We start from the raw sequence: 22036 nt of genomic DNA, 5'->3' as shown, positions 1-22036 counted from the left end.
GGAGGAACTTAATATGACTGAAATTCCAGATATTGGCGAATACCAATACGGATTCCATGATAAAGATACGTCCGTTTTCCGTACAGAACGCGGTTTAACGGAAGATGTTGTACGTGAAATTTCCAAAATTAAAGAAGAGCCCGAATGGATGCTCGACTTCCGTTTGAAATCGCTCGAACAGTTTTACAAAATGCCGATGCCAACTTGGGGCGGAGACCTTTCAGAACTAGACTTCGAGGACATCACGTATTACGTGAAACCTTCCGAACAAACCGTTCAATCTTGGGACGAGGTTCCAGAAGAAATTAAACGTACATTCGACAAACTTGGCATTCCAGAAGCCGAACAGAAATATTTGGCAGGTGCATCCGCACAGTATGAATCCGAAGTTGTTTACCACAATATGAAAAAAGATTTGGAAGAACTCGGCATCGTCTTTAAAGATACTGATACCGCGCTAAAAGAAAACGAAGACATCTTCAAGGAATACTTCGCGAAAGTCATTCCACCATCTGACAATAAATTTGCTGCATTAAACTCCGCCGTTTGGTCGGGAGGTTCGTTCATCTATGTACCACCTGGCGTTAAAATCGACACGCCACTACAAGCCTACTTCCGAATTAATTCCCCGAACATGGGACAATTCGAGCGGACGCTTATAATCGTCGACGAAAACGCAAGCGTCAACTACGTGGAAGGCTGTACAGCCCCCGTTTATACGACCAACTCGCTTCACTCAGCCGTTGTTGAAATCGTCGTAAAACCAGGTGCTTATTGCCGTTACACTACCATTCAAAACTGGGCAAATAACGTCTACAACCTCGTAACGAAACGGACGTTTGTTGAAGAAAATGGCACGATGGAATGGATTGATGGCAACATCGGTTCCAAGCTGACAATGAAATACCCGTCTTGTTACCTTAGAGGAGAAGGCGCACGTGGTATGACACTTTCCATCGCCATCGCCGGTCGTGGCCAACGCCAAGATGCCGGTGCAAAAATGATGCACATGGCACCAAACACATCGAGCACAATCGTTTCAAAATCCATCTCGAAACACGGTGGTAATGTAACGTATCGCGGCATCGTCCATTTCGGCCGTAACGCGGACGGCGCTCGTTCAAACATCGAATGTGACACGCTCATCATGGACAACGCATCGACATCCGATACGATTCCATACAACGAAATTTTAAACAATAATATTTCCCTTGAGCACGAAGCAAAAGTATCCAAAGTATCCGAAGAACAACTTTTCTATCTCATGAGCCGCGGCGTTTCAGAAGTCGAAGCAACCGAAATGATCGTCATGGGCTTCATCGAACCATTCACAAAAGAACTGCCAATGGAATACGCAGTTGAAATGAACCGTTTGATTAAGTTTGAGATGGAAGGATCGATTGGTTAAGGTAATATTGAAACGGAAATGAAGCGACTTTCGCTTTATTTCCGTTTTTTTTCATAGATAGAATTCTTATTTCACTTGAAATATACTTCATGCTATACTTTTATCATATAGACAATTAAACAACAGCTTCGCGAAACCTAGCGAAAGCGGAGGAGGACATGAAAATATGGAAGGTAATGTAAGGCATCTGACAGAATATTTGCGCGGTGCCTCAAAACTGATAATTCCAGTATATCAGCGGAATTATGATTGGAAGATAGAAAACTGCAAACGGCTCATGGAAGATTTAATGATGTTAGAGAAAGAACATAGACAGACGCATTTTTTTGGAAGTATGGTCGTAAAACCGGGAAATTTATCACAGGAAATTATTGTTATCGACGGGCAACAGCGACTTACAACCATATCACTGCTTCTTTTGGCGTTGAAAAACTGGATGGAAGCACACCAATTGACAGGGGAACGGGTGAACCCGGCCAATATTGAAAATGCATTTTTGATGGACGCGTTCAGTCGCGATGTAGATAAATATAAATTGATACCGAATTCTAGAGATTTTCATACATATAAAAAGTTATTTGGTGACGAAAAATTCTTTGTGAAGCATTCAAATTTAACGATAAACTATGAATATTTTTATCATGAGCTGGAAAAGGAAAGCATTTCTCTCGACGAACTTATGAATGCGATAGAAAAATTACAAGTGATGATTGTCAATTTGAATTCACCAGATGATGACCCGCAACTCATTTTTGAAAGTTTAAATTCAACAGGTGTGGACTTGACCGATGCCGATAAAATTCGGAATTTTCTTTTGATGAATGAAAAGCAAGAACTGCAATTGGCGCATTTCCAAAATTACTGGGAACCAATTGAAGAGCGGACACAATTTCAGCTAAGCTCGTTTTTTCGAGACTACTTAACCGTTAAAAATAGCAAATATCCGAATATCTCGAAGGTATATGAAACGTTTACGGAATTTTATAGTAGCAAATTTAATAATAAGGCGGTCTTTTTCGATGAGCTTTCAGAATATTCGCTAGCCTATCAGCAAATTTTGGAAGGCAACACGGAAAACAAAGAAATCAATGCCATTTTGAGACGCTTCAATGAATTGCAATCAACCGTTGTACGCCCGTTCCTAATGGCGGTTCTTTATGATTACAACCAAAATGACTTGCAAGATTTTGAAGTTGTCGATGTTTTCACCATTTTAGAAAACTACATCGCAAGAAGAATGATTGCTAAAATACCGTCTAATTCTCTTAACAAAGTTATTGAAACTTTGTACCGCGACTTAAAACGGTTGAGAGCAGAGTCAAATGACACGCCCACGCTAAAAGATTTATTTAGTTACCTAATTTTAACCAAAACGAGTACTGCAAAAATTCCGGACGATTTCGTTATCAACGACCATTTACGCGCAAATGATTTTTACAATATGAACGCTGCTTTTAGAACTTATTTTTTTGAGCGGTTGGAAAATTTTGGGCATGCCGAAGAACTGCAGATTTATGAAGGCGTTAGCGCGCGAAAATATTCGATTGAGCACATTATGCCGCGGCGGCTGACGCTCGCATGGCAACAAGAGTTGGGGCAAGATTACAAGCAAATCCACGAAATGTACTTAAACAGGCTCGGAAATTTAACACTGACGGGCTATAACTCAAAATACAGCAACAAATCTTTTTTGGAAAAACAAAATATGGAAAAAGGATTTAAAGAGAGCCATTTCGTCAATCTAAATAAACTTCCCGCTCACGCTGAAAATTGGGGCGAGGAAGAAATCAATCAACGAACAGAAGAACTAATTGAAATCGCGCTTAAAATTTGGACGTACCCGCAAACAGAATTTTTGCCAACCATTCCAGAAAATGAAATGATCGTTTATAACGGCGAACAAACTTTCACTGGTTATAAAATAAAAGGCTATCGTTTCAAGGATGACGACTATCAATTTGTGACAACATGGAAAGAGTTCTATGTCCATTTCGTAAAAGAGTTAACGGAAATATCCAGCATGCCCATTATCGAGCTAATGAAAGCAGAAGGCCAAACTGGTTTAGAGTCAATGTTTTCAGGCGAAGCAACGGTAACAAATAGCGAGGTAATGTCTGGCGTATATGTGTATATTGATCTTTCGAACTCACGAAAGATGAACTATATTAAGGAACTGATGGATTTATATAATTTGGAGTACAGTACTTTGTTAGTGGATGCAATTAAGTACGAAGGCAAAAATGTTGAGGATAGAAAGTTAAGTAATGTAAGTTATTAAATTGAAAATCCCCGCTGCGGAATGTGGCGGGGATTTTCATTTTTAGATGAGTGTATACCTTTCTTGAGAGAATGTTGAACATGTGCTAAATTTTAGGTGCTAATAGAAATATTAGCAAATTTGAATAAAGGAGAGGATTAAAATGACTTATGCAACTATTGTCGATGACATTATTGATATCCGTGATTATAATGTTGCGCTAGATGGTGTGACGGATGACTCAGCAGGAATTAATAGAGCTTTTGAAGAAGCTGCGAGACGTGGTGGGGCGAGTGTTTATTTTCCAAAAGCAAAAGGAATTGCTATTAAATCTCCAATTATTGTTCAAACAACAGCGATTAAAATTTTAACAGAAACATCATATAAAACAAGAATTACAGCATTAACGGGATTTGAAGGAGCGGCGTTACTTTATTTTAAGCAATCTACCGCAGATCCGAATACAATATTTAATACAGGGATAAATATTGATGGAGGGATTGATATTAATTGTAATAACGCGAATGCTGACGGTATTTTAGTGGAAAACGGATATGACAAAGTTTCGTTTCGCAATGTCAGCATTATGAACCTTCATTACAATCATAGTGGATTTAATTTTGTAACAGAGCCTAATAAATTAGGGCAAACTATTTTGCTAGAAAATAGTACCGTTACCCGTGTGAAAAAAGAAACGGCACTAAAGGAAAGCCATGTAAGCGAGAATGACTTGCTTGGAAAAGCTTGTTACTACTTTAAGAAATATCAGGAAATTAATTTAATTGGCTGCAAGGGGTTTGCTAATCATCCCAATGATACGATTGAACCTAATATACCTCGAATTGGAACTGCATTTGAATATGAAGATTGTCGAGGTGTGAATATGGTAGGCTGTTCGGCTGCATTTGCTAATACGGCAATTTCATTTAAAGCTGTTACTAGAGAGGCAATCGGATTAACTGTTTCCGCTCAAACGAATGAACGGATTACAGGGAATGCACTTATCACAGAAGGAAGCGGTAACCTTAAATGTAAAGAAATTATGGTGTTGCCGATTCGCGGGGAAGCTGCTATGAATGACGGAGGTTCAGGAGAGTTTCATTTGAAAAATACGATAATGTCAACCATTTATAGCTTAACTCAAAAAGTAGCTTTGGAAGAAATGGCTATACAAAATTTAGTTATTTCTGATGATATGACAAAAGTATCGATGGTAGAGAACAATAATAGTGTTCTTGGCGTTTCAAGTTATCCAGATTATATTTTTAAAATCCGTGATGCGGCTCAAATTGAGGGGAATTTAAATCCAAAACTAGCTTTAAAAAGTGATAAACAAAAATATCGGATGGCTTTGGAGGATTCTACCAACGCACTGAATTTGGATAGACATACGGAAGGTACGGCTTGGAAAACACACTTGTCAATCAATTCAGTAGAAACAAAGCTTAATAATGAGAATATTACTTTGACAGCGGACGGCATTATGCGAATTAAACGTGCAACTAATCCCGATTTAACTTTAGAAAGCAATAGGCAGCAGTATCGCATGATGCTAATGGATGATGCTGAGAAGTTTAAATTGGAAAAATTAAATGAGGAGAGCGGAGGGCGATGGGACGAGTATTTGTCTGTTGCGCCAAATGATACAACGCTTACTAATGCCGAACTTGTTTTAAATGGACATGTTCAAGCGAAGGAAGGTATCGCTATAAATGCCGACCAAGCGAAGGAAAAAGGGGTAGTCTTAGAAGGTGAGGATCATAAATATCGCTTATCTGTCTCAAAAGATGGCTTAAATGTTGAACAGCAAGTCCCAATAGGTGACCAATTATTTAGCTGGAAACCAATTTTTGAGCTCAATGATAAAAATATAAAAATTATTAATCAGACTGTTAAAACAACTGATTTTAATTTACAAAGTGTTGATGGCGAATATTTAGCACGTCTACTTTCAAATCCAGCGAATAGCTATACGGGACTAGCAATTCGTTACCGCGCAGATGGACAATCGGGATTTGCTCAAGTGCAGGTTGGGCAGAGAGATTCAGCAGGGCTCGGGAAACGTGCTTTGTATATTCCAAACTAAACGCTCCTATAAAATATAAGCGTTAAAATTCACATCACGCATTTACAAACCCCTTTCATTCCGCTAAAATGAAAGGGGTTCTTGTGAGTGTTTTCACGAAAGGGAGAGGGGAAAATGAGTTTTCATGTTTTAATGTATCACGAACTGCGCGAGCGGGGAGCAATTGGGGAGAGCGCGCCTTCGGTGGTTGAAGTGGCGACAAATTGTGATGCCGCACTTCCAAAAATGCTTTTTGCTTATGTGGATGACTTCGAAAAGCAAATGGATATGTTGCAAAGCGGGGGATTTAATGTAATTTCGATGCAGGATGTTCGGGATTTTTATGAAAAAGGTAAAACTTTGCCTGAAAATGCCGTACTAATTACATTTGATGATGCATTCCAATCCGTTTTACGGTACGCTTACCCGGTGTTTAAAAAACGTGGTTTACACGCGACTTTATTTGTTGTGCGTGGCTGGCTAGCTAAAACCGCCAAGCGCTTTAATCCAGAAAAATCAGTGGTTATGAGTGTGAGCGAGGTGAACGAAATGCGTGACGTGTTCACGTTTGCCAACCATACGACCGATTTGCATGATCAAGATGGTGCGAAAAGCACATTTCAAACGGCGACGACAGCCGAACTTTTGGCGGATTTAAAAACGTGTGCGGAATTTGTCGATGAGCCGGATATTTTCGCGTACCCATTTGGGGCTTACGGCGAGGCTGATTTGGAACGCCTGCAACAAGCAGGAATTAAACTAGCTTTTACGACAAAACCAGGGCGAAATGAGCGCGAAACGCCTCCACTCGAACTTCACCGCCAAGTTGTTGCACTCGGCATGACAGCGGAAGAATTGAAACAAATTTTACATAAGGATGGTAAGGAAAATTGAAAAAATGGCTTGGAATTTTAATGTTGCTTTTAGTTGGTGTAGTGGTTGTAGGGTGTTCAAATTCGGAACCAGAAAAGGTTGCGGAGACAAAAACGGAAACGACGAACAAACCGTTGCGTTTTGGGACGCTGCCAGCAGAATCTGCTATTCCGATTATTTTAGCCAAAGAAAAAGGCTTTTTTGAGGAAGAAAAAGTGAATGTGGAGATTACCCCGTTTAATGCGCCGAACGACCGCAATGTCGCGGCTCAAGCTGGGAAAATCGACGGTATGATTGGCGATGTGATGACGGCACTTTCGATGCGTGACGGTGGTATGGATTTCACGATTACGTCCGATATTAACGAAGATTTCAAATTGCTCTCCTCGCCTGATTCAGGGATTACGGATATCAAACAGCTTGATGGCAAGGAAGTTTCGCTCGTGCCGAAGTTTTTACTAGAATACATCATGGACGAAATGGCGGCGGAAAATGATATTAGCTACAAAATCGTACAAATTCCGTCGATTTCTGCGCGATATGAAGCGCTTTTGAATAATCAAGTGGATTCTGTGATTTTTACAGAACCTCAAGCCACTCTTCTTGAAAAAAATGGCGCCCATGTTCTCGGAAGCTCCGCAGAATACGGGATTAAAGGTGGCACAATTAGTTTTGCAAGCGATGTTGTGAAATCCCGCGAAGCGGATATTTCTGCGTTTTACCGGGCGTATAACAAAGGTGTTGCGTATATGAATGAGCATGATGCGGCTGATTACGCGGACATTTTAAAAACGTATAAATTCCCAGATGCGATGACAAGTTACTTAGAAAATAAAGAAGAAGACTATACAAAAGCTCAAAAAGTCAGCAAAAAACAATTTGATAGCATTGAAAAATGGACGAAAGAAAAAGAAATGATTCAAAAGGATTATTCTTATGACGAAATGACCGATTTTTCGATGTTGGATTGACTTAAAACCGCAAGTTCATCTTGCGGTTTTTATGGACTTCGCTATAATTAAAGGTAAAGGTTTGGAAAGGGAGAAAGTTGTGGAGAAATACTTGATTTGTACCGATTTAGATGGTACGTTGCTTGGGAAAAATCATAAGGTGCCGAGAAAAACACGGCGACTTTTGAGGAAATTAATAAAAGAAGGCCATTATTTTTCGGTGGCAACTGGGCGGATGTTTCATGCGGCGAATGAATTTGCGAAAAATATTCATGAAGAAGCATTTGTAATCGCTTCAAATGGCTCAATTGCGGCGAACAAAGATGGGATTTTCCACCACGTGAAAACGGATAATGATGCGCTTACAAAAATTTACGAGATTTGCCAGGCTGAAAAGGTAAGGGCGTTCTTTTTTTCGACGGATACGGTGTTCTATATTGGTGAAGTCCCGTCCCATTTTAAACAAGAAGATGATAAAGAGCGCGTTCAGGCGGTGAAACATGTTTCGGTGAATGAGCGAGATGTATTCGAGCGGTTTGTCGATGAGATGGTGAACGGTTTAATTGTAGAGGAGCAGGATTTTTCGCGGATTCAGGAGTTGCGTACGGAGCTTGAAGTGCTCCCAAATGTGCACTTTTTGTCCTCTCATATGAACAATATTGAGATTTTGCCGGAGCAAATTGATAAGGCGGTGGCCGTGCGGAATTTGGCTGAGCGCCTTTCTGTGAAGCAAGAAAATGTGATTGCTTTTGGTGATGGTGAAAATGATTTAGGGATGATTGAATTTGCTGGAATCGGTGTCGCGATGGGGAATGCGAACAATGAATTGAAAGAAAAAGCTGATTTTGTGACGGAAACGAATGAAAGAGAAGGCATTTATAAGTTTTTAAAGCAGAGAAAATTACGATAAGGGGTTATTTTTATGAGCATTGAGGCAAAAATGAATATTGCTATCCTGCTTACCATTTTTTCTTTTATTGGTGGTATACTGTCACTAAATATACAAACTGAGCCTTACTGGAAGGTATTATTAGCAATAAGTGCCATTATTTTTGTCAGTATGATTATTGTGATTATCATTTTAAATAAGCAAGCAAATAAATCAATTGAAGCTTGTACAATTCCGATAGAAGCCACATTGAAATGGTTTGAAACAGGAAGTGGTAAATCTATCATGCTGTTTTTAGTGTTAGAAATGGAACATAAAGGGCGAGTTATCCGAAAAGGTTACTCCCAAAGAGGCGGAGTGGGCGTTGTCGAGTTAACGCAGTTCTTTATTCAACATCCAGTTGGCTCCAAAATAAAGATTTTAACAAACGGTAAGAATTTTTCAGCCGTTAAAATTGCTGAGATTAATCTTTTTGTGACAGATACAGGGGAAAAACTAATTTTAAAAAGAGCTGCAAATAAAAAAACGTTCATTTGAACGTTTTTTATTTGATTAGCCTTTTTCCTAATAAATCGGTCAATTTAAATAAGAAAAAACCGAGAAATGCAAGGGCTAAAATACCGCAAAACATGTCAGGATAGTCAATTACCGACCACGCATTCATAATGTAGTAACCAAGTCCATATGTAGTTGCATAATTTTCCGCAAAAAAGAGTGAGGCGAGCGAAATGCCGATAGCGATGCGAAGCCCGCTAATGATGTGCGGTGAAATGGCTGGTAAAAGTAGGTGCTTAAACCTCATAAAAGGCCTAGCTTGGAAGGAAAACATGATTTTCTCCCAGTTTGGGTCCATTTGTTTCACGCCATCACGCGCGGATAAAATAATTTGAAAAATGATAATCCAGATGACGAGCGTGATTTTTGATAAATCGCCAAGCCCATATAAAATCATGAATACGGGTAAAAAGGCAACCTTTGGGATAGGATAGATGTAATAAAGTATCGGCGAGAGCCATTTGTCGGCCAGCTGGTTCGCGCCAATGAAAATGCCGAGTGGAATTCCGATGAGAAGTGAAACAAGAATGGCGACGACAATTCTGTACAGGCTCATTAGCGTATGCGGAATCAGTTCGGGGATTTTTTCGAAAAATAAGACGCACGTTGCAAGCGGCGCTGGTATGACGGGGCTACTAATAAAAAGGTAAAGCAACTCCCAAATGAGTAGCAAGCCTAAAATGCCGATGAGGCTGTTTGCGATTTTGATTTTCATTTCGCTACCTCATTTCCGAGCGCGGAACGAATTGTTCGGCACATGTCATAGAATTCTTTTCGCATACGGAGCTCGCTTTGTCCAAAAAAAGGGTTGGCGATTTCTTGTTTAATGTTGCCTGTGCCCATGACGATGATTTTCTGGCCGAGAAAAACGGCCTCTTCAATGGAGTGGGTGACCTGAACCATTGTGGTGGCGCGTTTTTGCTGGATTTCTAGCAGCCTATTTTGCAAACTTTCCTTCGTCATCGCGTCAAGCGCGCTCGTGGCCTCATCGAGCAATAAAATTTTCGGATTAAGCGCGAGGCTTCTCCCAATTGCGGTGCGCTGTTTTTGCCCACCACTAAGTTCTGGCGGATATTTATTTTGGCACGCCTCAAGGCCAAGTTCCGCTAAAAGTGTTTGCGTGCGGTCATTTATTTCGGCCTTAGATTGTTTTTTGATTTTTAAACCTAAAGCGATGTTTTCAAAAACAGTTTTCCAAGGAAATAACGCGTAATCTTGTAGGATTATCCCAGTTTCATCAGGAAAACCGATTTTTTGTTCCCCGAAAAAGCGAATTTCGCCTTCTGTTGGTGCGACAAAACCCGCCATTGCGTGGAGAAGTGTTGTTTTCCCGCAGCCAGATGGTCCAATAATGGCGCAAGTTGATTTTTCAGGCACTTCAAGCGAAATCTTATTTAAGGCGATAGTTTCTTGATATTTACATGTTACGTTTTTCACTTGTATGGCGTTCATTCGTTTACTCCTCTCCTAAAATCATTATAAACGAAGCCGTAACACAAGAAAAGAGCAGGAAATTTTCCCGCTCTCATTTTTTGTTTAAAACTGGATAGAAGTCGGTACAAATTGTAACGGGGAACTGCCCGATGTCCCGTTGTTCGATAAATTCACGTCAACCACTTGATAAAAGGCATTCCCAGTGTCTGCAATTTCCCACACGCCAAGAAGGACGTAATAGCCTGAACGATCAGTTGGGAGATTTACCGTTTGAGTGACTTTTGTCGTTGGAATCGTATTGCCGGCATCAATTGTTTGCAGATGCTCAAGCGATGCCCGTGTAATCGGCTCATTTGGATTCCAATCTTTTTTCGTCATATAATATTTCCATTCAGAAGTACGGTGCAGCGCCGTTAGCGTCCATTCAATTGTATTTGCGCCACCGGTTAAGTTTACTTTACTCCATCTCGAATCGGTTTGCACATCCATGTCGCTAAATTTCCCCCCGCCAGCAATTTGGCCATCGGCTGGTCCGCCAGTTGGGAAGTTTCCCGTTGCTTCCACACTTTGCGGCTCATATTGAATTGGCCCCGCATTTTGATTTACGCCAAGTTTCGCTAAATAAGCGCGACTCTCAGGCTTCGAAATGTACCCGTGTGCGGATACGCCAACCGTTGCCCCCGAAACAGTTAGCGCAATAGCCCCTAAAAATACAGCCGACTTTCCAAAAAAATTCTTCATCTCTATTCCTCCTTTTTGGTACACATAAATAACATGCGCCCGCTTTTCTTTTCCCTAGCCCATCAAAGATAATCACGAAAATCAAAAAATGAGAGCTTCTTCCTGTAAACTAGACCATTCAAACGAGGAGTTTTCTGAAAAACCTCATGAAAAAAACTTTTTGGGAAGAAAATAGCTAGTCAAATTTTCATAGAAAGGGGAAAACCATACAATGACGAACGTTTAGCAAGCAATGTTTCAATTCTTGCTTTTTCATTCCTGAAACCGTTATTTTATGCCCGATTGCGTTATAATAAAAGTGGAGGTGGGCACGATGCAAAAACCAACGAAAAAAGAATGGACGGCTATTACCACTTGCGATGCTAATTTTGATGGCGTATTCTATTATGCTGTTCAAACGACAGGCATTTTTTGTCGGCCGTCTTGCAAATCAAAAGCGCCAAATTATGAGAATGTGGTCATTTTCAAATCAAGTGGTGCCGCGATAAAAGCGGGTTTTAGGCCATGCAAAAGATGTAAATCAGGCGGCGAGCGCGTGCCAGATGCCGAATGGGTGATGGACATTAAACGCTTTGTGGCGAGTAATTTAGCGGAATCGCTTTCGCTCGAACAAATTGCTGCTGCTTGCCACGGTAGTGAAAGTCATTTGCATCGCACGTTTAAAAAGGTGACGGGCGAAACGATTCATCATTATGTTATCCGCAAAAAGCTAATTTTAGCGCAGGAAATGCTGCGAAAGGAAAACTTGGAAATCAAACAAATTGCGCGCGCTGTCGGTTTTAATAACGCCGCACAATTTGCCACTCTTTTTAAGAAACAAATGGGCATGACGCCATCCAAATACCGAAATGAGGTGCTGAAATGATTTATGATTTTATTGACGATGTAGGTTTATATGTTGCGAAAACGAAACGCGGTGTTTGCTTTATTGGCGCCGACTACGACGAATTGATCGCGTTTTATGAAAAGAAGTACAAAAATGAGGAATTTAGGCGTTCTGCAGAATTTTCAAGGGAAGCGGAGGACTTAAAAGCCTATTTTAACGGCGAAAAAATATCTTTTGACTGGCCTTTAGATTTTTCTGTTGGCGATTTTACAGAAAGCGTGTTTAAAGCTTTGCGCGAAATCCCGTACGGTGTGACTTCTTCCTACTCAGAAATTGCCACACAAATTGGCAACCCAAAAGCAGTTAGAGCAGTAGGGCGAGCAATCGGCTCCAACCCGATTTTAATCGCCATCCCGTGTCACCGAGTCATCGGCAAGTCCGGTAAACTAACGGGTTACCGAGGCGGATTACCATTAAAAGAACAGCTACTAAAACTAGAAAATCGCCAAAGAAGTTAGTTTCTTTGGCGATTTTTAGGAGTTAATGGCTCATAAATTTTTCGTATAAACATTGGTATAAAACTTATAAGCTACATTACTTGACCAGTTACTCGGTGTGGAAGCCTCCCGCCAAGACATGCTTGCTTGATTTGTGGAGGTGGAATAAAAACTTGTTCCAGATTTCACAGAATCACGCGGATAATTTACTTCTTCGTGTTTAAACATTGGGATTGGCATTTTTGAAACGCCGTTTGGTAACGAGAATTTAATTACAATCGCATACTTATCTGTACTTGTGATAGGGATAGATTCATTTAATTTAATCGTTTCATAACCAGCGTCCGTTTTTACCCCTCTTGCAACTAGTTTTAGGTTGGAAAAGGATTTATCAGAGCTGTTTGGATTAATATAAATTTCGTAAGGTGTGTCGTATTGTGTGGTATTAATTGCAATTGCTTCAATGCTTTCTTTTGAATCTTTTGGAGCATCAAAGATATTAGCAATATACGTATTCGCTGTTGCAGGATATGTGGATAAAGAAGCAAATGGTGCCATGGCATACATATTATCGTAGTTTTGGACGGTTTCCATTTGTTTCGCACCGTACATAGCAGAAGTTAGTATATATGCATCTTCATAAGACACATAGTAGTAGCCTTTATCACCCCAAGTTGATCCCCAACTATTTTTCACGATGAAAGCGCCGTCATTTTGGGGCTGGTACGCCAATCGGAAATTTTCTTTGCTGTATGTGTCATCATACCCAACAATGAGAGAAGAATGTGAAATGGTTGTATAGTTATCTTTCGGTACATACATCGCATTTGTTGTTGGATTCATATATGTGTTTCTGTAAGCAGAGCTTGCAGTCCATTGATATGTAAGACCACCATTTTTCACAAGATGCTCCTTTATTTTTTTCACTTTTTGTGCTTGCTCAGTCTCGCTTGCTGTTATTGGGAGCTTCACAATATTATTCATTCCTTGCTGATGAGCAACTGGTTTTTTAGATAAAACGTTTAAAGAAGGTAGATAGGTAGCATATTGATCAAATGGCATTTCACTTTCAAGGACAGGTAATTCCCAATTCATGCCTTCATAAAATACATTGTATTCTTGGGCACCAGTATTTAAAAATCGATTATATGCTTTAGGATTATTTCCATCTACGCCATCTGCATCTCTTGCCGAGTAGTAATCAGCATAGAGCTCGGAAAAATCATACGTCGTTCCAGTCTGCTTTAACAAAGCTGTTTCAATAGATGCATTTGAAGAGAATGACCAACAAATATTTCTAGATTGTTGATTTTTAACTGGTGTATCTAACCCGTTTATACGCGGGTCATACTTAGTCGGCAAAGGGGTTATACGAAGCAATTGCTTTGGTTTAGGCTGCTCATAAATTGGTGTTGGGTCTGGTGTTGCCCCCGCCGGATACTCCTTTGCATCAACTTGATTTCCAGGTAAGAATAAGAAGAAACTTGCTAAAATAAAACTGATTCCCGCTAACAAACATAACAATTTTTTCATTTTAAATCCTCCTTTTTTAGTTGAAAATATAAGCTGTTTTTTTATCCTTTCTTTTTATCCTTTCTTTTTATTCTATTTAAAAGATAAAAATCATCTAAATAGTCTCCCGCTTCATTATACTATATAGAGTAAAATTCTGAAAGTTGTTCTCGAGGTGATAAGTATACAAAAGTATATTCTTGGAAAAAGATATGAAATTTGCCGCTTGCTACTCTATCATGTAAAATAAAATCAAAACCTGAAAGGGGCAAAAGGATGATAAAAAAACTAGGTCAAGTCATGGTATATATTGAAAATCAAGAAGAGGTTGCACGCTTTTGGACGGAGCAAGTAGGTTTTATTATTCGCGCACGTAACAAGGAAACGGATGCGGAGAAATGGATTGAAATTGCGCCAGATGAAGAAACAGCCACAACCATTGTATTGCAAGATAAAATTGCTGTCGCGAAAATGAGCCCCGATATGAATTTAGGTACACCTTCTTTACTTTTTTATACGGATGAACTAGATGCGACTTACGCTACATTCAAAGAAAACGGCGTTCCCGTCGGAGAATTAGTAGATACGCCACTCGGACGCGTCTTTAATTTCCATGACCCAGAACAAAATTATTTCGCTATTTTAGAAGATAAATAGCAAAAAGCCAGCGATTTTACCCGCTGGCTTTTATTTTTCAATATCCAGTTTCAACAGAAGCATTCACAATATACATGAAATCATTTTTATCTGCTTTATCCTCTAAAAAAATGCCGCTAGTCGTTATCATGCCGCCGTCCATCACTGACACATGAACCGTGCCGTAAGGAATCAGAGCCTTAATTGCGGCGAAATCGACGCTTTCTTTATCAATCGGCACAGCGAGCTTCACGTGCACGACCATATTATTCAAATCCGCATCAGGCAGGAGCGCTTGAATACCCGGCATCGAATTATGGTAAATCGCATGCCGCACAGCTCTCACAGCCGCTTTTGTCACATCTTGACCGTGTACATCAACCCCAAAACCTGTTTGGATAAAAAGTAGTTTTTCCATATTCTCACTCCTAAAAATGTTGAATAAAATCGGCACCAGCGCGGTGTTTGGCGAACTCTTTTAAGACGGCCGTAAAAACCTTCCCCTCAGGATCACCAGCTGCTTTAAAAGCTTCCGCTAATTGCTTCCGCTGTATTTTATCCAGTTCGTGTGTCAATCTAATGCCATTTGACGTTAAAAATAGTGCCCGTTTGCGCTTGTCGTGCTCCCCGATGCCAACATGAATCAAGCCCTTTTCGCGCAGCTCAGCAATTGGTTTTTGTAAAGCTTGTTTGGAAATTTCTAAAATTGTAATCATTTCACCAGTCGTAATACCAGGCATACGAGCAATGAAAAACAAAATTCGGTGGTGTAAACGCGTTAAATCATGCTTATTGATAAGATCATCAGCAGAATTTGTAAACGATTTATACCCAAAATAAAATAATGCAATTTGTTGGTTCAATCTTGTTTCAATATCCATATTTTGACCCCTTTTTTCAATTTCCCTTACATCATTATACCCTTTTTTAGAAAAACAAGAAATTTATTTTTTATCAAAAGAGTGTTTAGTTTTTCGGTTACGGGTAAAGTGAAGTAGATAATGCTTCTTAAAGAAGGAGAGGAAAACAATGGAAAATTATAAACGAATATTAGTCGGAGTTGACGGTTCTGACCAAGCTGATCATGCTTTTAAAAAAGCGCTTGAACTTGCTGGGAAATACGATGCCACACTTGGAATTGCGAGCGTAGTAGACTTACGATCATTTTCTCCTAATATTTCTTATGACGGCTCACTCGAAGAAAGAGCGATGCAAGCAGCGAAAGCTCGAATTGCTGGTTACCGCGAAGAAGCCGAAAAAGCAGGTTTGCAGGAAATCGCGACCTACGTGGAGAGCGGCAATCCGAAAACTATTCTCGCCAAAGAATTGCCAGAAGAATTTGAAGCCGATCTTATTGTCGTTGGCGCAACCGGACTAAATCGCGTTGAAAAAATTGTGCTAGGCAGCATCTCCAGCTACATTTTAGGTCATGCATCAGTTGACACATTAATTGCTCGCTAATGAGCTAAACTGATGACAAACGACAATCTTCGGAGTTCTTGCCGGCGTTCCGCTCCGTTTGCCATCAGTCTGATTGTGCGCGCTACATTTTATTTGGCTTATTTCTACAGGTTGGAAGGATAACTACAATGTTATCCTTCTTTTGTTAGCGATAACAAAAAGTAATGCTTGAAATGAAAGCGTTTCACAGTTATTATCATAATGAGGCCATAAATACTGAGAGGAGTTTTTTCATGATAAAAGGCGTTATTTTTGATTTAGATGGTGTCATCACCGACACAGCCGAGTATCATTACCAAGCATGGAAAGCACTTGGCGACAAAATCGGCATCGAAATCAATCGCACGTTTAATGAACAACTAAAAGGTGTAAGCAGACAAGATTCACTCGAAAGAATTTTAACATTTGGAGGAAAAGAAGCGGCGTTTAGTGTAGCCGAAAAAGAAGATTTAATGGCATGGAAAAATGATTTTTATGTCAGCTTAATTCAAAACATTACGCCCGATGACGTTTTGCCTGGCGTCCTTCCATTTTTGGAAAGATTAAATGAAAACGGCATCAAAAAAGCGATAGCTTCCGCATCAAAAAATGCGACAGCCATTTTAACTTCCTTACATATTTTAGAAGAATTTGACTATGTAGTTGACGCCAGCCTAATTGCGCGCTCGAAACCAGATCCAGAAGTTTTCCTCGAGGCAATAAAAGGATTAAATCTGACAGCAACAGAATGCATTGGCATTGAAGACGCAGAAGCAGGTGTTGCAGCGATTCAAAATGCTGGCATGACAGCCGTTTCGATTGGAACAGACAAAAGCCTTCAAAAAGCAGAAATCAATTTACAATCGACAGAAGAATTAAGTCAATTAGCACTATAAGCAAAAAACAGAATGAGCGAGTCATTCTGTTTTTTCATGTTTATTTATTAAAGTTTGGCAAATACTCTTTATGCGCTTCTAAAAGTTCGTCAAGTAAAACGCGTGCTTCGCTATCACTTGGAGTAAGTGGATTGATGGTCATCGCAAGAAGTGCTTTGTCATAATCTCCAGTTACTGCCGCTTCAGCTGTTAAGCGTTCAAACGTTTTAATTTCTTGAATGATTCCATTGATAGCGATTGGTAAATGGCCGCTTGCTAGAGGAATCGGACCTTGACGAGTGATTACGCAATTTGTTTCCACCGCAGAATCAGGGTCAATATCTAAAATCGCACCATTGTTGCGTGTATTGACAATTTGAATATCGCGTTTATCATTGTAAATTGAGTTGATTAAATTACATGCTGCTTCACTGTAATAAGCGCCGCCGCGTTGTTCAAGTTGTTTTGGCTTTTCAGCGAGCTCTTCTTGTTTATAAAGCTCAAATAATTCGGATTCTACTTTTTTCACGACTTCTGCACGTGTACCGTGTTCGGCATAAGCTTTTGCTTGATCTTCTAATTGTTGTTTTGTTTGCCAGTAGTAGCGCAAGTAATCAATTGGAATCATATTTAACGTACGAAGGAAAGTTTTATCCCAACCTGTCGCATTAATATTTTTAAGCTTAGAACCTTGCTCTTCTTCTGTCATTTTGAAAACAACATCACGTGTAACGTCTTTTCCGTTATGATAAACAGTTTTCGCAAAGACCATGTGATTTAATCCAACGAATTCTACGTAGATTTCAGAAGGATCCACACCAAGAGTTTCTGCGATATTTCGTTCAATCCCAATTGGTCCGTTACACAGCCCCACCACTTTTTTCTGGTTGCTGTAGCGAAGAACAGCTTCTGTAACCATTCCAGCAGGGTTGGCAAAATTAATCAACCAAGCGTCAGGACATAAACGTTCCATGTCGCGACAAATATCTAAAATAACAGGAATGGTACGAAGTCCTTTAAACATTCCACCAGGACCATTTGTTTCTTGACCAACTACGCCGTGCGAGTTTGGAATACGCTCATCTTTAACACGCGCATCAAGCAAGCCGACACGTAATTGCGTTGTAACGAAATCAGCGTCTTTTAATGCTTCCTCACGGTCAAGTGTTAAATGTATGTCAATGTTAGCGCCAGCTTTTTTTACCATACGTTTCGCAAGATTTCCAACGATTTCCAGTTTTTCGCGACCAGCTTCCACATCGACTAGCCAAATTTCACGTACAGGAAGTTCATCTTGACGTTTAATGAAACCCTCAATTAGTTCAGGCGTATAGCTTGAGCCGCCACCAATAGTTGCAATTTTAATACCATTTGCCATTTTTAATTCCTCCAATATTATAAGAATCTGTGAACGCTTTCTTATTTCCACTTACAGTATAGAAAGATTAACGGTAAATTACCAGCTTTTTGCAACAATTGGGTAGCCATTTTCCAAAAAGGAATTTGTCACATTTGAGTAACGAGGTGTTACATGATAAAATGAAGAAAAATCATGTTGGAGGCTTAAAATGCTTTTTTTAGACCAATCTATCGAACTAAATGATACAGAACTCGATATTTATAACTATATAACGTCACATCTCGACACAGTCGTTTACATGCGCATTCGCGACTTGGCAGATGCGACACATGTCAGCACAACGACCATTTTGCGCTTTTGCCGCCGTTTCAAATGCAACGGCTTTTCCGAATTCCGCGTCAAACTGCAGCTTTACGCCGAAGAACAAAAACGCACACGCATCGACATGTCAGATGAAACGACCTACATTGACTTTTTACAACGAACCGCTTCCCCTGAGTTTAAAGGTCAAGTTGCACGTGCGGCGTCGGTCCTGCGCGATTCGGAGCTAGTCCTTTTTGCTGGCATCGGTTCATCTGGTATTATCGCCGAATACGGCGCACTTTATTTCTCGTCACTGTTCACACTCGCCTTGCATATCGAAGACCCACTCAATCACCCTTTCTACCACCTTTCCAGCAAACTTTCCGATAAGATTTGTCTTGTTGCCATTTCGGTAGAAGGAGAAAACGAAGACATCATTCGCTATATTCATGAATTAAAGTTGCAAAAATGCAAAATTGTTTCCATCACAAACAGCGCCAAATCAACCATCGCCAGACTTTCCGATGCAAACATTTCCTACTACATCAACAAAGAAATGTACCAAGATGCAAACATCACATCCCAACTCCCAGCACTCTACACAATCGAATGCGTTGCCCGTGAAATTAGAACACAATTGGATAAGGAAGATAAACCAAGCTGAGGTGAAGTCACCTCAGCTTGGTTTGTGTGCGAAAAGTACATAAAGTCGTCACAATTTCATTTCGAAACCATGGTATACTAAAAAGAGTAATAAACATATATAGCTGCGGTTACGTTGGCGGCTATTCAAACATTTTTCTTTTAAACTGAGGTGAAGTAAATGGGACTATTTGGTATGGGGAAAACTGAAACCGAGAAAAAACGGGATGACTACGATAAATTACATGATCTGTTAAAAGATGCGATTAAAGAACATGATCAACAGATGGACGAAGCGGAAAGCATTTTCCGGAGTTATAAAAGTAGCGTGCCGAATTTATCTAACAGTAAAATTCCGTCGAATGAGTTTGATACCAAGCGGGAGAAGCTGACGGCAAAACTAGTCAATTTCATGGACAAGGAACAAGAGAAGCGTGCGAGTTTAGTTCGGGCGAAAGAGCGCGCGTATGATCAATATGTGCATTATAAGGCACAGGCTATTCGCGAGGACGCTGCGGAAAAAGAGAAGAAGGAAAAAGAACGAAAAGAACGGGAGGCGCGACTAGAAAATGGCTAATGTGAAAATCAACGCAGACAAAGTAGCGGAAGCGAAAGCGCAGGCTAAAATCGTGGAAACGTCTCTGAGCGCCACACACAAGCAGTGTCAATCACTCATCTCGTATGTGAACGGCGCGAAATGGGACGGCAAGACACGCGATGCATTTTTGACCTATTTGGAATTAATTGAAAAGTACCATGCGGAAGTGAAGACGCAGTATAAAAAGCAGCGCAAAGCGCTCAACAAGTTACAAGACTATGTGGCAGATTATGAGGAACAAGCCATCGTGCGCGAGGTGAAACGCTTATGAGCACAGATACGTTTCAAACCGAAGAATTATTTTTACTGATTTCAGCTTTTGGTGGCGACACCCTCTTTGGTTTGCCAGACCGGCAGGTGTTTCAACTTCGCGGCGAAGAAGGATTTCAGCGCGCGTATGAACGCTTACTCGATAAACAAATTCTGGATGAAACGGGCGCCATGACCGATGGCGGGGCTATTGTGGTGGACGCGCTTTCGCGTTACCAGGCGTGCCCGTCATTTGTTCGTCTGAATCAGTTTATGTTCGGCTTTTCAGCAGAGGATACGGAGAATGCCTATCTGTTAGTCGAAGTAGAGGCGGGGAAAAGCTATCGTTTTGAGGTGCTTGATAAAGTTCTGATACTTCAACTTTTAACGAATCATTTCCCGCTCTTACAACGTGACACGCCGAATGTGGAGCAGACATTCCTCACACGGCCTCTTACTTTAGACGAAAGAAAAAGGGTGTCAGCCTGTGAACCGGACGAGCGTTTTATCAGTATGGAATATTTCCATGTGGAAGAGACGCCGATGGAAGAAGAAAATCCCGCGTTTTACCAGCAATATTTTGTGGTGGCGTGGCAAGACAAACTGGTCGCTATTGATGTTGTGCGCGACGACTACAAGCAAGTGAGCGGTTACTGGCTTTGGAATGAGCTTTGCCGCGAGCTGCAATTCCCTGTAAAGGAGGCGTTATAGATGGCCCAACTAACAATGGGTGGAGCGGGTGCGTCAAGTACGATTGAAATCAATCCTGATGAGATGACGCATATCGCCAAAGAACTGCTCGCGATGGCCAATGAATTTGAGTCGGTCATCCAACCCGCGGTGACGAAGTTAAAGAGTACGAAATATGTCACAGCGGGCGAAGCAAAGAAAGCGATGGCTAAAGTCGATGAAGCAAACGAACGGGTGATGGAATTAAAAGACCACTACGAGCGGTCCTCTTCGCTAGTGTTTGATATCTTAAACACGATGGTACAAGCGGATCAAGAGGTGGCAGAGAAAGTCATTGCGGCGCTTCAAATAGGAGGAACCGACGCATGAAAGACATCCAGTACATAGAAGCCGATTTCGAACGCACCCACACAAGTATCGGCGGCCTTATCGGGAAAGGCGCATGGGGCAAAGGCACCATCGACCAACTAAAAAAAGTATCCAAAAATCTGGAAGAAGCCGAAGACGACATTGCCCGCTACGACACAGACGGCGTGATTTCCTTTCAACATACAAGCCGAACATCCAAGTATCAGGAGATTTTCGAGGATTTTGACGTCCTTTACCGTTTTTCCGACCAAATCGGGGACATCGTAAACAACACGATCGACCACCCGTTTTATGAAAAGCTAGATGACTTTGTGGCAGGCATGCGCGACTTAGATGCGACCACGTTCACAACGGAAAACCGAATTGGAGCCACCACGACAACCACACAGTTTGAAAACAGCTATACGCAAAAACAAGTAGAGGTCCCAAAAAGTAAAGTGAGCCTCGAGGATTTATTCAGCGGAGACACCTTTTACGCCGACCAAATGAAGCTTCAGTATGATGCATGGAAACAGACGAACAAAGGAGAAGACGTCAGCCAGCAAGATTTTCAAGCCGCGATGTTAAATTCCCGAGCCTTCGCCTACACGTCCATTAAAGACGAACAACAGAAGACAGAATTTTGGACACTCGTGGTCGCCACTATCGTCATCGTGGGTGTTTCCGCATTTTGCCCGCTCGCAGGTGTAGCTTTAAGTGCCGCTTACGGTACGCTTGAAATAAGCGCGGCGAAGACAGGCAAAGACTGGATGACTGGCCGCGAACTGGATGCCACCGAACGCGCCCAGCGCGGCGCTTTTGCGGTTTTGGATGTCATTCCAGGCGTCAAAGCCCTAACCGGCGGTGTACAAATGATGCGCTCAGGAA

24 protein-coding genes and 1 pseudogene are annotated in these 22036 nt (G+C 40.9%); 18 read left to right on the top strand and 7 right to left on the bottom strand.

The window, feature by feature from the left end; genetic code table 11:
• The first annotated feature begins 13 nt into the window (after positions 1-13).
• The 7 genes from sufB to BN1609_RS05150 all read left to right on the top strand — a co-directional run bounded on the left by sufB (position 14) and on the right by BN1609_RS05150 (position 8979).
• Complete coding sequence (gene sufB, locus BN1609_RS05180; protein WP_088810342.1) at positions 14-1408, top strand: Fe-S cluster assembly protein SufB; 1395 nt, start codon at positions 14-16, stop codon at positions 1406-1408.
• Between the two features lie 166 nt (positions 1409-1574).
• Positions 1575-3686, top strand: coding sequence for a DUF262 domain-containing protein (locus tag BN1609_RS05175; protein ID WP_088840588.1), 2112 nt, complete (start codon positions 1575-1577; stop codon positions 3684-3686).
• Between the two features lie 142 nt (positions 3687-3828).
• Positions 3829-5751, top strand: a complete 1923-nt coding sequence (locus BN1609_RS05170) for a glycosyl hydrolase family 28-related protein (RefSeq protein WP_088840587.1) — start codon at positions 3829-3831, stop codon at positions 5749-5751.
• A gap of 114 nt (positions 5752-5865) precedes the next feature.
• Positions 5866-6624 (top strand): polysaccharide deacetylase family protein, encoded by a 759-nt coding sequence (locus BN1609_RS05165; protein WP_088840586.1) that lies wholly within the window; start codon positions 5866-5868, stop codon positions 6622-6624.
• Positions 6621-7574 carry an ABC transporter substrate-binding protein gene (locus BN1609_RS05160; protein WP_088840585.1) on the top strand — a complete coding sequence of 318 codons (954 nt, stop codon included), beginning with the start codon at positions 6621-6623 and terminating at the stop codon, positions 7572-7574. Before BN1609_RS05165 ends, BN1609_RS05160 begins: the two co-directional genes overlap by 4 nt.
• A 79-nt stretch (positions 7575-7653) precedes the next feature.
• Positions 7654-8463 (top strand): Cof-type HAD-IIB family hydrolase, encoded by an 810-nt coding sequence (locus BN1609_RS05155; protein WP_088840584.1) that lies wholly within the window; start codon positions 7654-7656, stop codon positions 8461-8463.
• Between the two features lie 12 nt (positions 8464-8475).
• On the top strand, positions 8476-8979 hold the full coding sequence (locus BN1609_RS05150; RefSeq protein ID WP_088840583.1) for a hypothetical protein: 504 nt from the start codon (positions 8476-8478) through the stop codon (positions 8977-8979).
• Positions 8980-8986: 7 nt separating this feature from the next.
• Here BN1609_RS05150 and BN1609_RS05145 read toward each other — a convergent pair whose 3' ends face one another.
• The 3 genes from BN1609_RS05145 to BN1609_RS05135 all read right to left on the bottom strand — a co-directional run bounded on the left by BN1609_RS05145 (position 8987) and on the right by BN1609_RS05135 (position 11172).
• Entirely contained in the window at positions 8987-9712 is a 726-nt protein-coding gene (locus BN1609_RS05145; RefSeq protein WP_088840582.1) for an ABC transporter permease, read from the bottom strand.
• The gene (locus BN1609_RS05140; protein WP_088815601.1) at positions 9709-10449 is read right to left on the bottom strand and encodes an ABC transporter ATP-binding protein; all 741 of its coding nucleotides are present in this window, start codon (positions 10447-10449) and stop codon (positions 9709-9711) included. Before BN1609_RS05140 ends, BN1609_RS05145 begins: the two co-directional genes overlap by 4 nt.
• Before the next feature lie 84 nt (positions 10450-10533).
• Positions 10534-11172, bottom strand: a complete 639-nt coding sequence (locus tag BN1609_RS05135) for a lytic polysaccharide monooxygenase (RefSeq protein ID WP_088810351.1) — start codon at positions 11170-11172, stop codon at positions 10534-10536.
• A gap of 313 nt (positions 11173-11485) precedes the next feature.
• On the opposite strand from BN1609_RS05135, the gene BN1609_RS05130 reads away from it, so the two are divergent.
• Both BN1609_RS05130 and BN1609_RS05125 read left to right on the top strand, forming a co-directional pair.
• Positions 11486-12037, top strand: coding sequence for a bifunctional transcriptional activator/DNA repair enzyme AdaA (locus BN1609_RS05130; protein WP_088815600.1), 552 nt, complete (start codon positions 11486-11488; stop codon positions 12035-12037).
• Positions 12034-12516, top strand: a complete 483-nt coding sequence (locus BN1609_RS05125) for a methylated-DNA--[protein]-cysteine S-methyltransferase (RefSeq protein ID WP_088810353.1) — start codon at positions 12034-12036, stop codon at positions 12514-12516. Before BN1609_RS05130 ends, BN1609_RS05125 begins: the two co-directional genes overlap by 4 nt.
• Before the next feature lie 30 nt (positions 12517-12546).
• Here BN1609_RS05125 and BN1609_RS05120 read toward each other — a convergent pair whose 3' ends face one another.
• A complete protein-coding gene (locus BN1609_RS05120; RefSeq protein WP_088840581.1) occupies positions 12547-14028 on the bottom strand; it encodes a lectin like domain-containing protein in 1482 nt (493 codons plus the stop codon).
• Between the two features lie 255 nt (positions 14029-14283).
• Between BN1609_RS05120 and BN1609_RS05115 the strand changes: the two genes are divergently transcribed.
• Positions 14284-14664, top strand: coding sequence for a VOC family protein (locus tag BN1609_RS05115; protein WP_088810355.1), 381 nt, complete (start codon positions 14284-14286; stop codon positions 14662-14664).
• Between the two features lie 37 nt (positions 14665-14701).
• On the opposite strand, the gene BN1609_RS05110 is transcribed toward BN1609_RS05115, so the two are convergent.
• Both BN1609_RS05110 and BN1609_RS05105 read right to left on the bottom strand, forming a co-directional pair.
• Complete coding sequence (locus BN1609_RS05110) at positions 14702-15061, bottom strand: Lin0512 family protein (RefSeq protein ID WP_088810356.1); 360 nt, start codon at positions 15059-15061, stop codon at positions 14702-14704.
• Positions 15062-15071: 10 nt separating this feature from the next.
• Entirely contained in the window at positions 15072-15524 is a 453-nt protein-coding gene (locus BN1609_RS05105) for a MarR family winged helix-turn-helix transcriptional regulator (RefSeq protein ID WP_088810357.1), read from the bottom strand.
• Between the two features lie 148 nt (positions 15525-15672).
• Between BN1609_RS05105 and BN1609_RS05100 the strand changes: the two genes are divergently transcribed.
• Positions 15673-16104 (top strand): universal stress protein, encoded by a 432-nt coding sequence (locus tag BN1609_RS05100; protein WP_088810358.1) that lies wholly within the window; start codon positions 15673-15675, stop codon positions 16102-16104.
• 233 nt (positions 16105-16337) lie between these two features.
• The gene (gene pgmB, locus BN1609_RS05095) at positions 16338-16979 is read left to right on the top strand and encodes a beta-phosphoglucomutase (protein ID WP_088815599.1); all 642 of its coding nucleotides are present in this window, start codon (positions 16338-16340) and stop codon (positions 16977-16979) included.
• A 40-nt stretch (positions 16980-17019) separates the two neighbouring features.
• Here pgmB and BN1609_RS05090 read toward each other — a convergent pair whose 3' ends face one another.
• Positions 17020-18336, bottom strand: coding sequence for a 6-phospho-beta-glucosidase (locus BN1609_RS05090; protein WP_088810360.1), 1317 nt, complete (start codon positions 18334-18336; stop codon positions 17020-17022).
• Positions 18337-18526: 190 nt separating this feature from the next.
• Here BN1609_RS05090 and BN1609_RS05085 point away from each other — a divergent pair, with 190 nt between their 5' ends.
• The 6 genes and pseudogenes from BN1609_RS05085 to BN1609_RS05060 all read left to right on the top strand — a co-directional run.
• Positions 18527-19285: a MurR/RpiR family transcriptional regulator gene (locus BN1609_RS05085; RefSeq protein ID WP_088840580.1), complete on the top strand. Its 759-nt coding sequence runs from the start codon at positions 18527-18529 to the stop codon at positions 19283-19285.
• A 159-nt stretch (positions 19286-19444) separates the two neighbouring features.
• Positions 19445-19840, top strand: coding sequence for a chorismate synthase (locus BN1609_RS05080; protein WP_088815598.1), 396 nt, complete (start codon positions 19445-19447; stop codon positions 19838-19840).
• Positions 19833-20132, top strand: coding sequence for a WXG100 family type VII secretion target (locus BN1609_RS05075; protein WP_088815597.1), 300 nt, complete (start codon positions 19833-19835; stop codon positions 20130-20132). Before BN1609_RS05080 ends, BN1609_RS05075 begins: the two co-directional genes overlap by 8 nt.
• Entirely contained in the window at positions 20129-20821 is a 693-nt protein-coding gene (locus tag BN1609_RS05070; protein ID WP_088840579.1) for a DUF5081 family protein, read from the top strand. The genes BN1609_RS05075 and BN1609_RS05070 overlap by 4 nt, the downstream gene beginning before the upstream one ends.
• Positions 20822-21169, top strand: a complete 348-nt coding sequence (locus BN1609_RS05065) for a hypothetical protein (protein WP_088840578.1) — start codon at positions 20822-20824, stop codon at positions 21167-21169.
• Positions 21166-22036 (top strand): annotated as a pseudogene (locus BN1609_RS05060) (hypothetical protein); the annotation flags it as partial. The gene BN1609_RS05065 and the pseudogene BN1609_RS05060, both read left to right, overlap by 4 nt.

The sequence above is a fragment of the Listeria sp. ILCC797 genome (assembly GCF_900186185.1).
Taxonomy (GTDB): Bacteria; Bacillota; Bacilli; order Lactobacillales; family Listeriaceae; genus Listeria; species Listeria goaensis.
Note: the sequence above shows the minus strand (reverse complement) of the source record. Positions and strands in the feature narration are given on the sequence as shown.

Coding starts and splice junctions, on each gene's coding strand:
- sufB (WP_088810342.1), top strand. CDS start 14: ATGACTGAAATTCCAGATATTGGCGAATACCAATACGGATTCCATGAT.
- BN1609_RS05175 (WP_088840588.1), top strand. CDS start 1,575: ATGGAAGGTAATGTAAGGCATCTGACAGAATATTTGCGCGGTGCCTCA.
- BN1609_RS05170 (WP_088840587.1), top strand. CDS start 3,829: ATGACTTATGCAACTATTGTCGATGACATTATTGATATCCGTGATTAT.
- BN1609_RS05165 (WP_088840586.1), top strand. CDS start 5,866: ATGAGTTTTCATGTTTTAATGTATCACGAACTGCGCGAGCGGGGAGCA.
- BN1609_RS05150 (WP_088840583.1), top strand. CDS start 8,476: ATGAGCATTGAGGCAAAAATGAATATTGCTATCCTGCTTACCATTTTT.
- BN1609_RS05145 (WP_088840582.1), bottom strand. CDS start 9,712: ATGAAAATCAAAATCGCAAACAGCCTCATCGGCATTTTAGGCTTGCTA.
- BN1609_RS05140 (WP_088815601.1), bottom strand. CDS start 10,449: ATGAACGCCATACAAGTGAAAAACGTAACATGTAAATATCAAGAAACT.
- BN1609_RS05135 (WP_088810351.1), bottom strand. CDS start 11,172: ATGAAGAATTTTTTTGGAAAGTCGGCTGTATTTTTAGGGGCTATTGCG.
- BN1609_RS05130 (WP_088815600.1), top strand. CDS start 11,486: ATGCAAAAACCAACGAAAAAAGAATGGACGGCTATTACCACTTGCGAT.
- BN1609_RS05125 (WP_088810353.1), top strand. CDS start 12,034: ATGATTTATGATTTTATTGACGATGTAGGTTTATATGTTGCGAAAACG.
- BN1609_RS05120 (WP_088840581.1), bottom strand. CDS start 14,028: ATGAAAAAATTGTTATGTTTGTTAGCGGGAATCAGTTTTATTTTAGCA.
- BN1609_RS05115 (WP_088810355.1), top strand. CDS start 14,284: ATGATAAAAAAACTAGGTCAAGTCATGGTATATATTGAAAATCAAGAA.
- BN1609_RS05110 (WP_088810356.1), bottom strand. CDS start 15,061: ATGGAAAAACTACTTTTTATCCAAACAGGTTTTGGGGTTGATGTACAC.
- BN1609_RS05105 (WP_088810357.1), bottom strand. CDS start 15,524: ATGGATATTGAAACAAGATTGAACCAACAAATTGCATTATTTTATTTT.
- BN1609_RS05100 (WP_088810358.1), top strand. CDS start 15,673: ATGGAAAATTATAAACGAATATTAGTCGGAGTTGACGGTTCTGACCAA.
- pgmB (WP_088815599.1), top strand. CDS start 16,338: ATGATAAAAGGCGTTATTTTTGATTTAGATGGTGTCATCACCGACACA.
- BN1609_RS05090 (WP_088810360.1), bottom strand. CDS start 18,336: ATGGCAAATGGTATTAAAATTGCAACTATTGGTGGCGGCTCAAGCTAT.
- BN1609_RS05085 (WP_088840580.1), top strand. CDS start 18,527: ATGCTTTTTTTAGACCAATCTATCGAACTAAATGATACAGAACTCGAT.
- BN1609_RS05080 (WP_088815598.1), top strand. CDS start 19,445: ATGGGACTATTTGGTATGGGGAAAACTGAAACCGAGAAAAAACGGGAT.
- BN1609_RS05075 (WP_088815597.1), top strand. CDS start 19,833: ATGGCTAATGTGAAAATCAACGCAGACAAAGTAGCGGAAGCGAAAGCG.
- BN1609_RS05070 (WP_088840579.1), top strand. CDS start 20,129: ATGAGCACAGATACGTTTCAAACCGAAGAATTATTTTTACTGATTTCA.
- BN1609_RS05065 (WP_088840578.1), top strand. CDS start 20,822: ATGGCCCAACTAACAATGGGTGGAGCGGGTGCGTCAAGTACGATTGAA.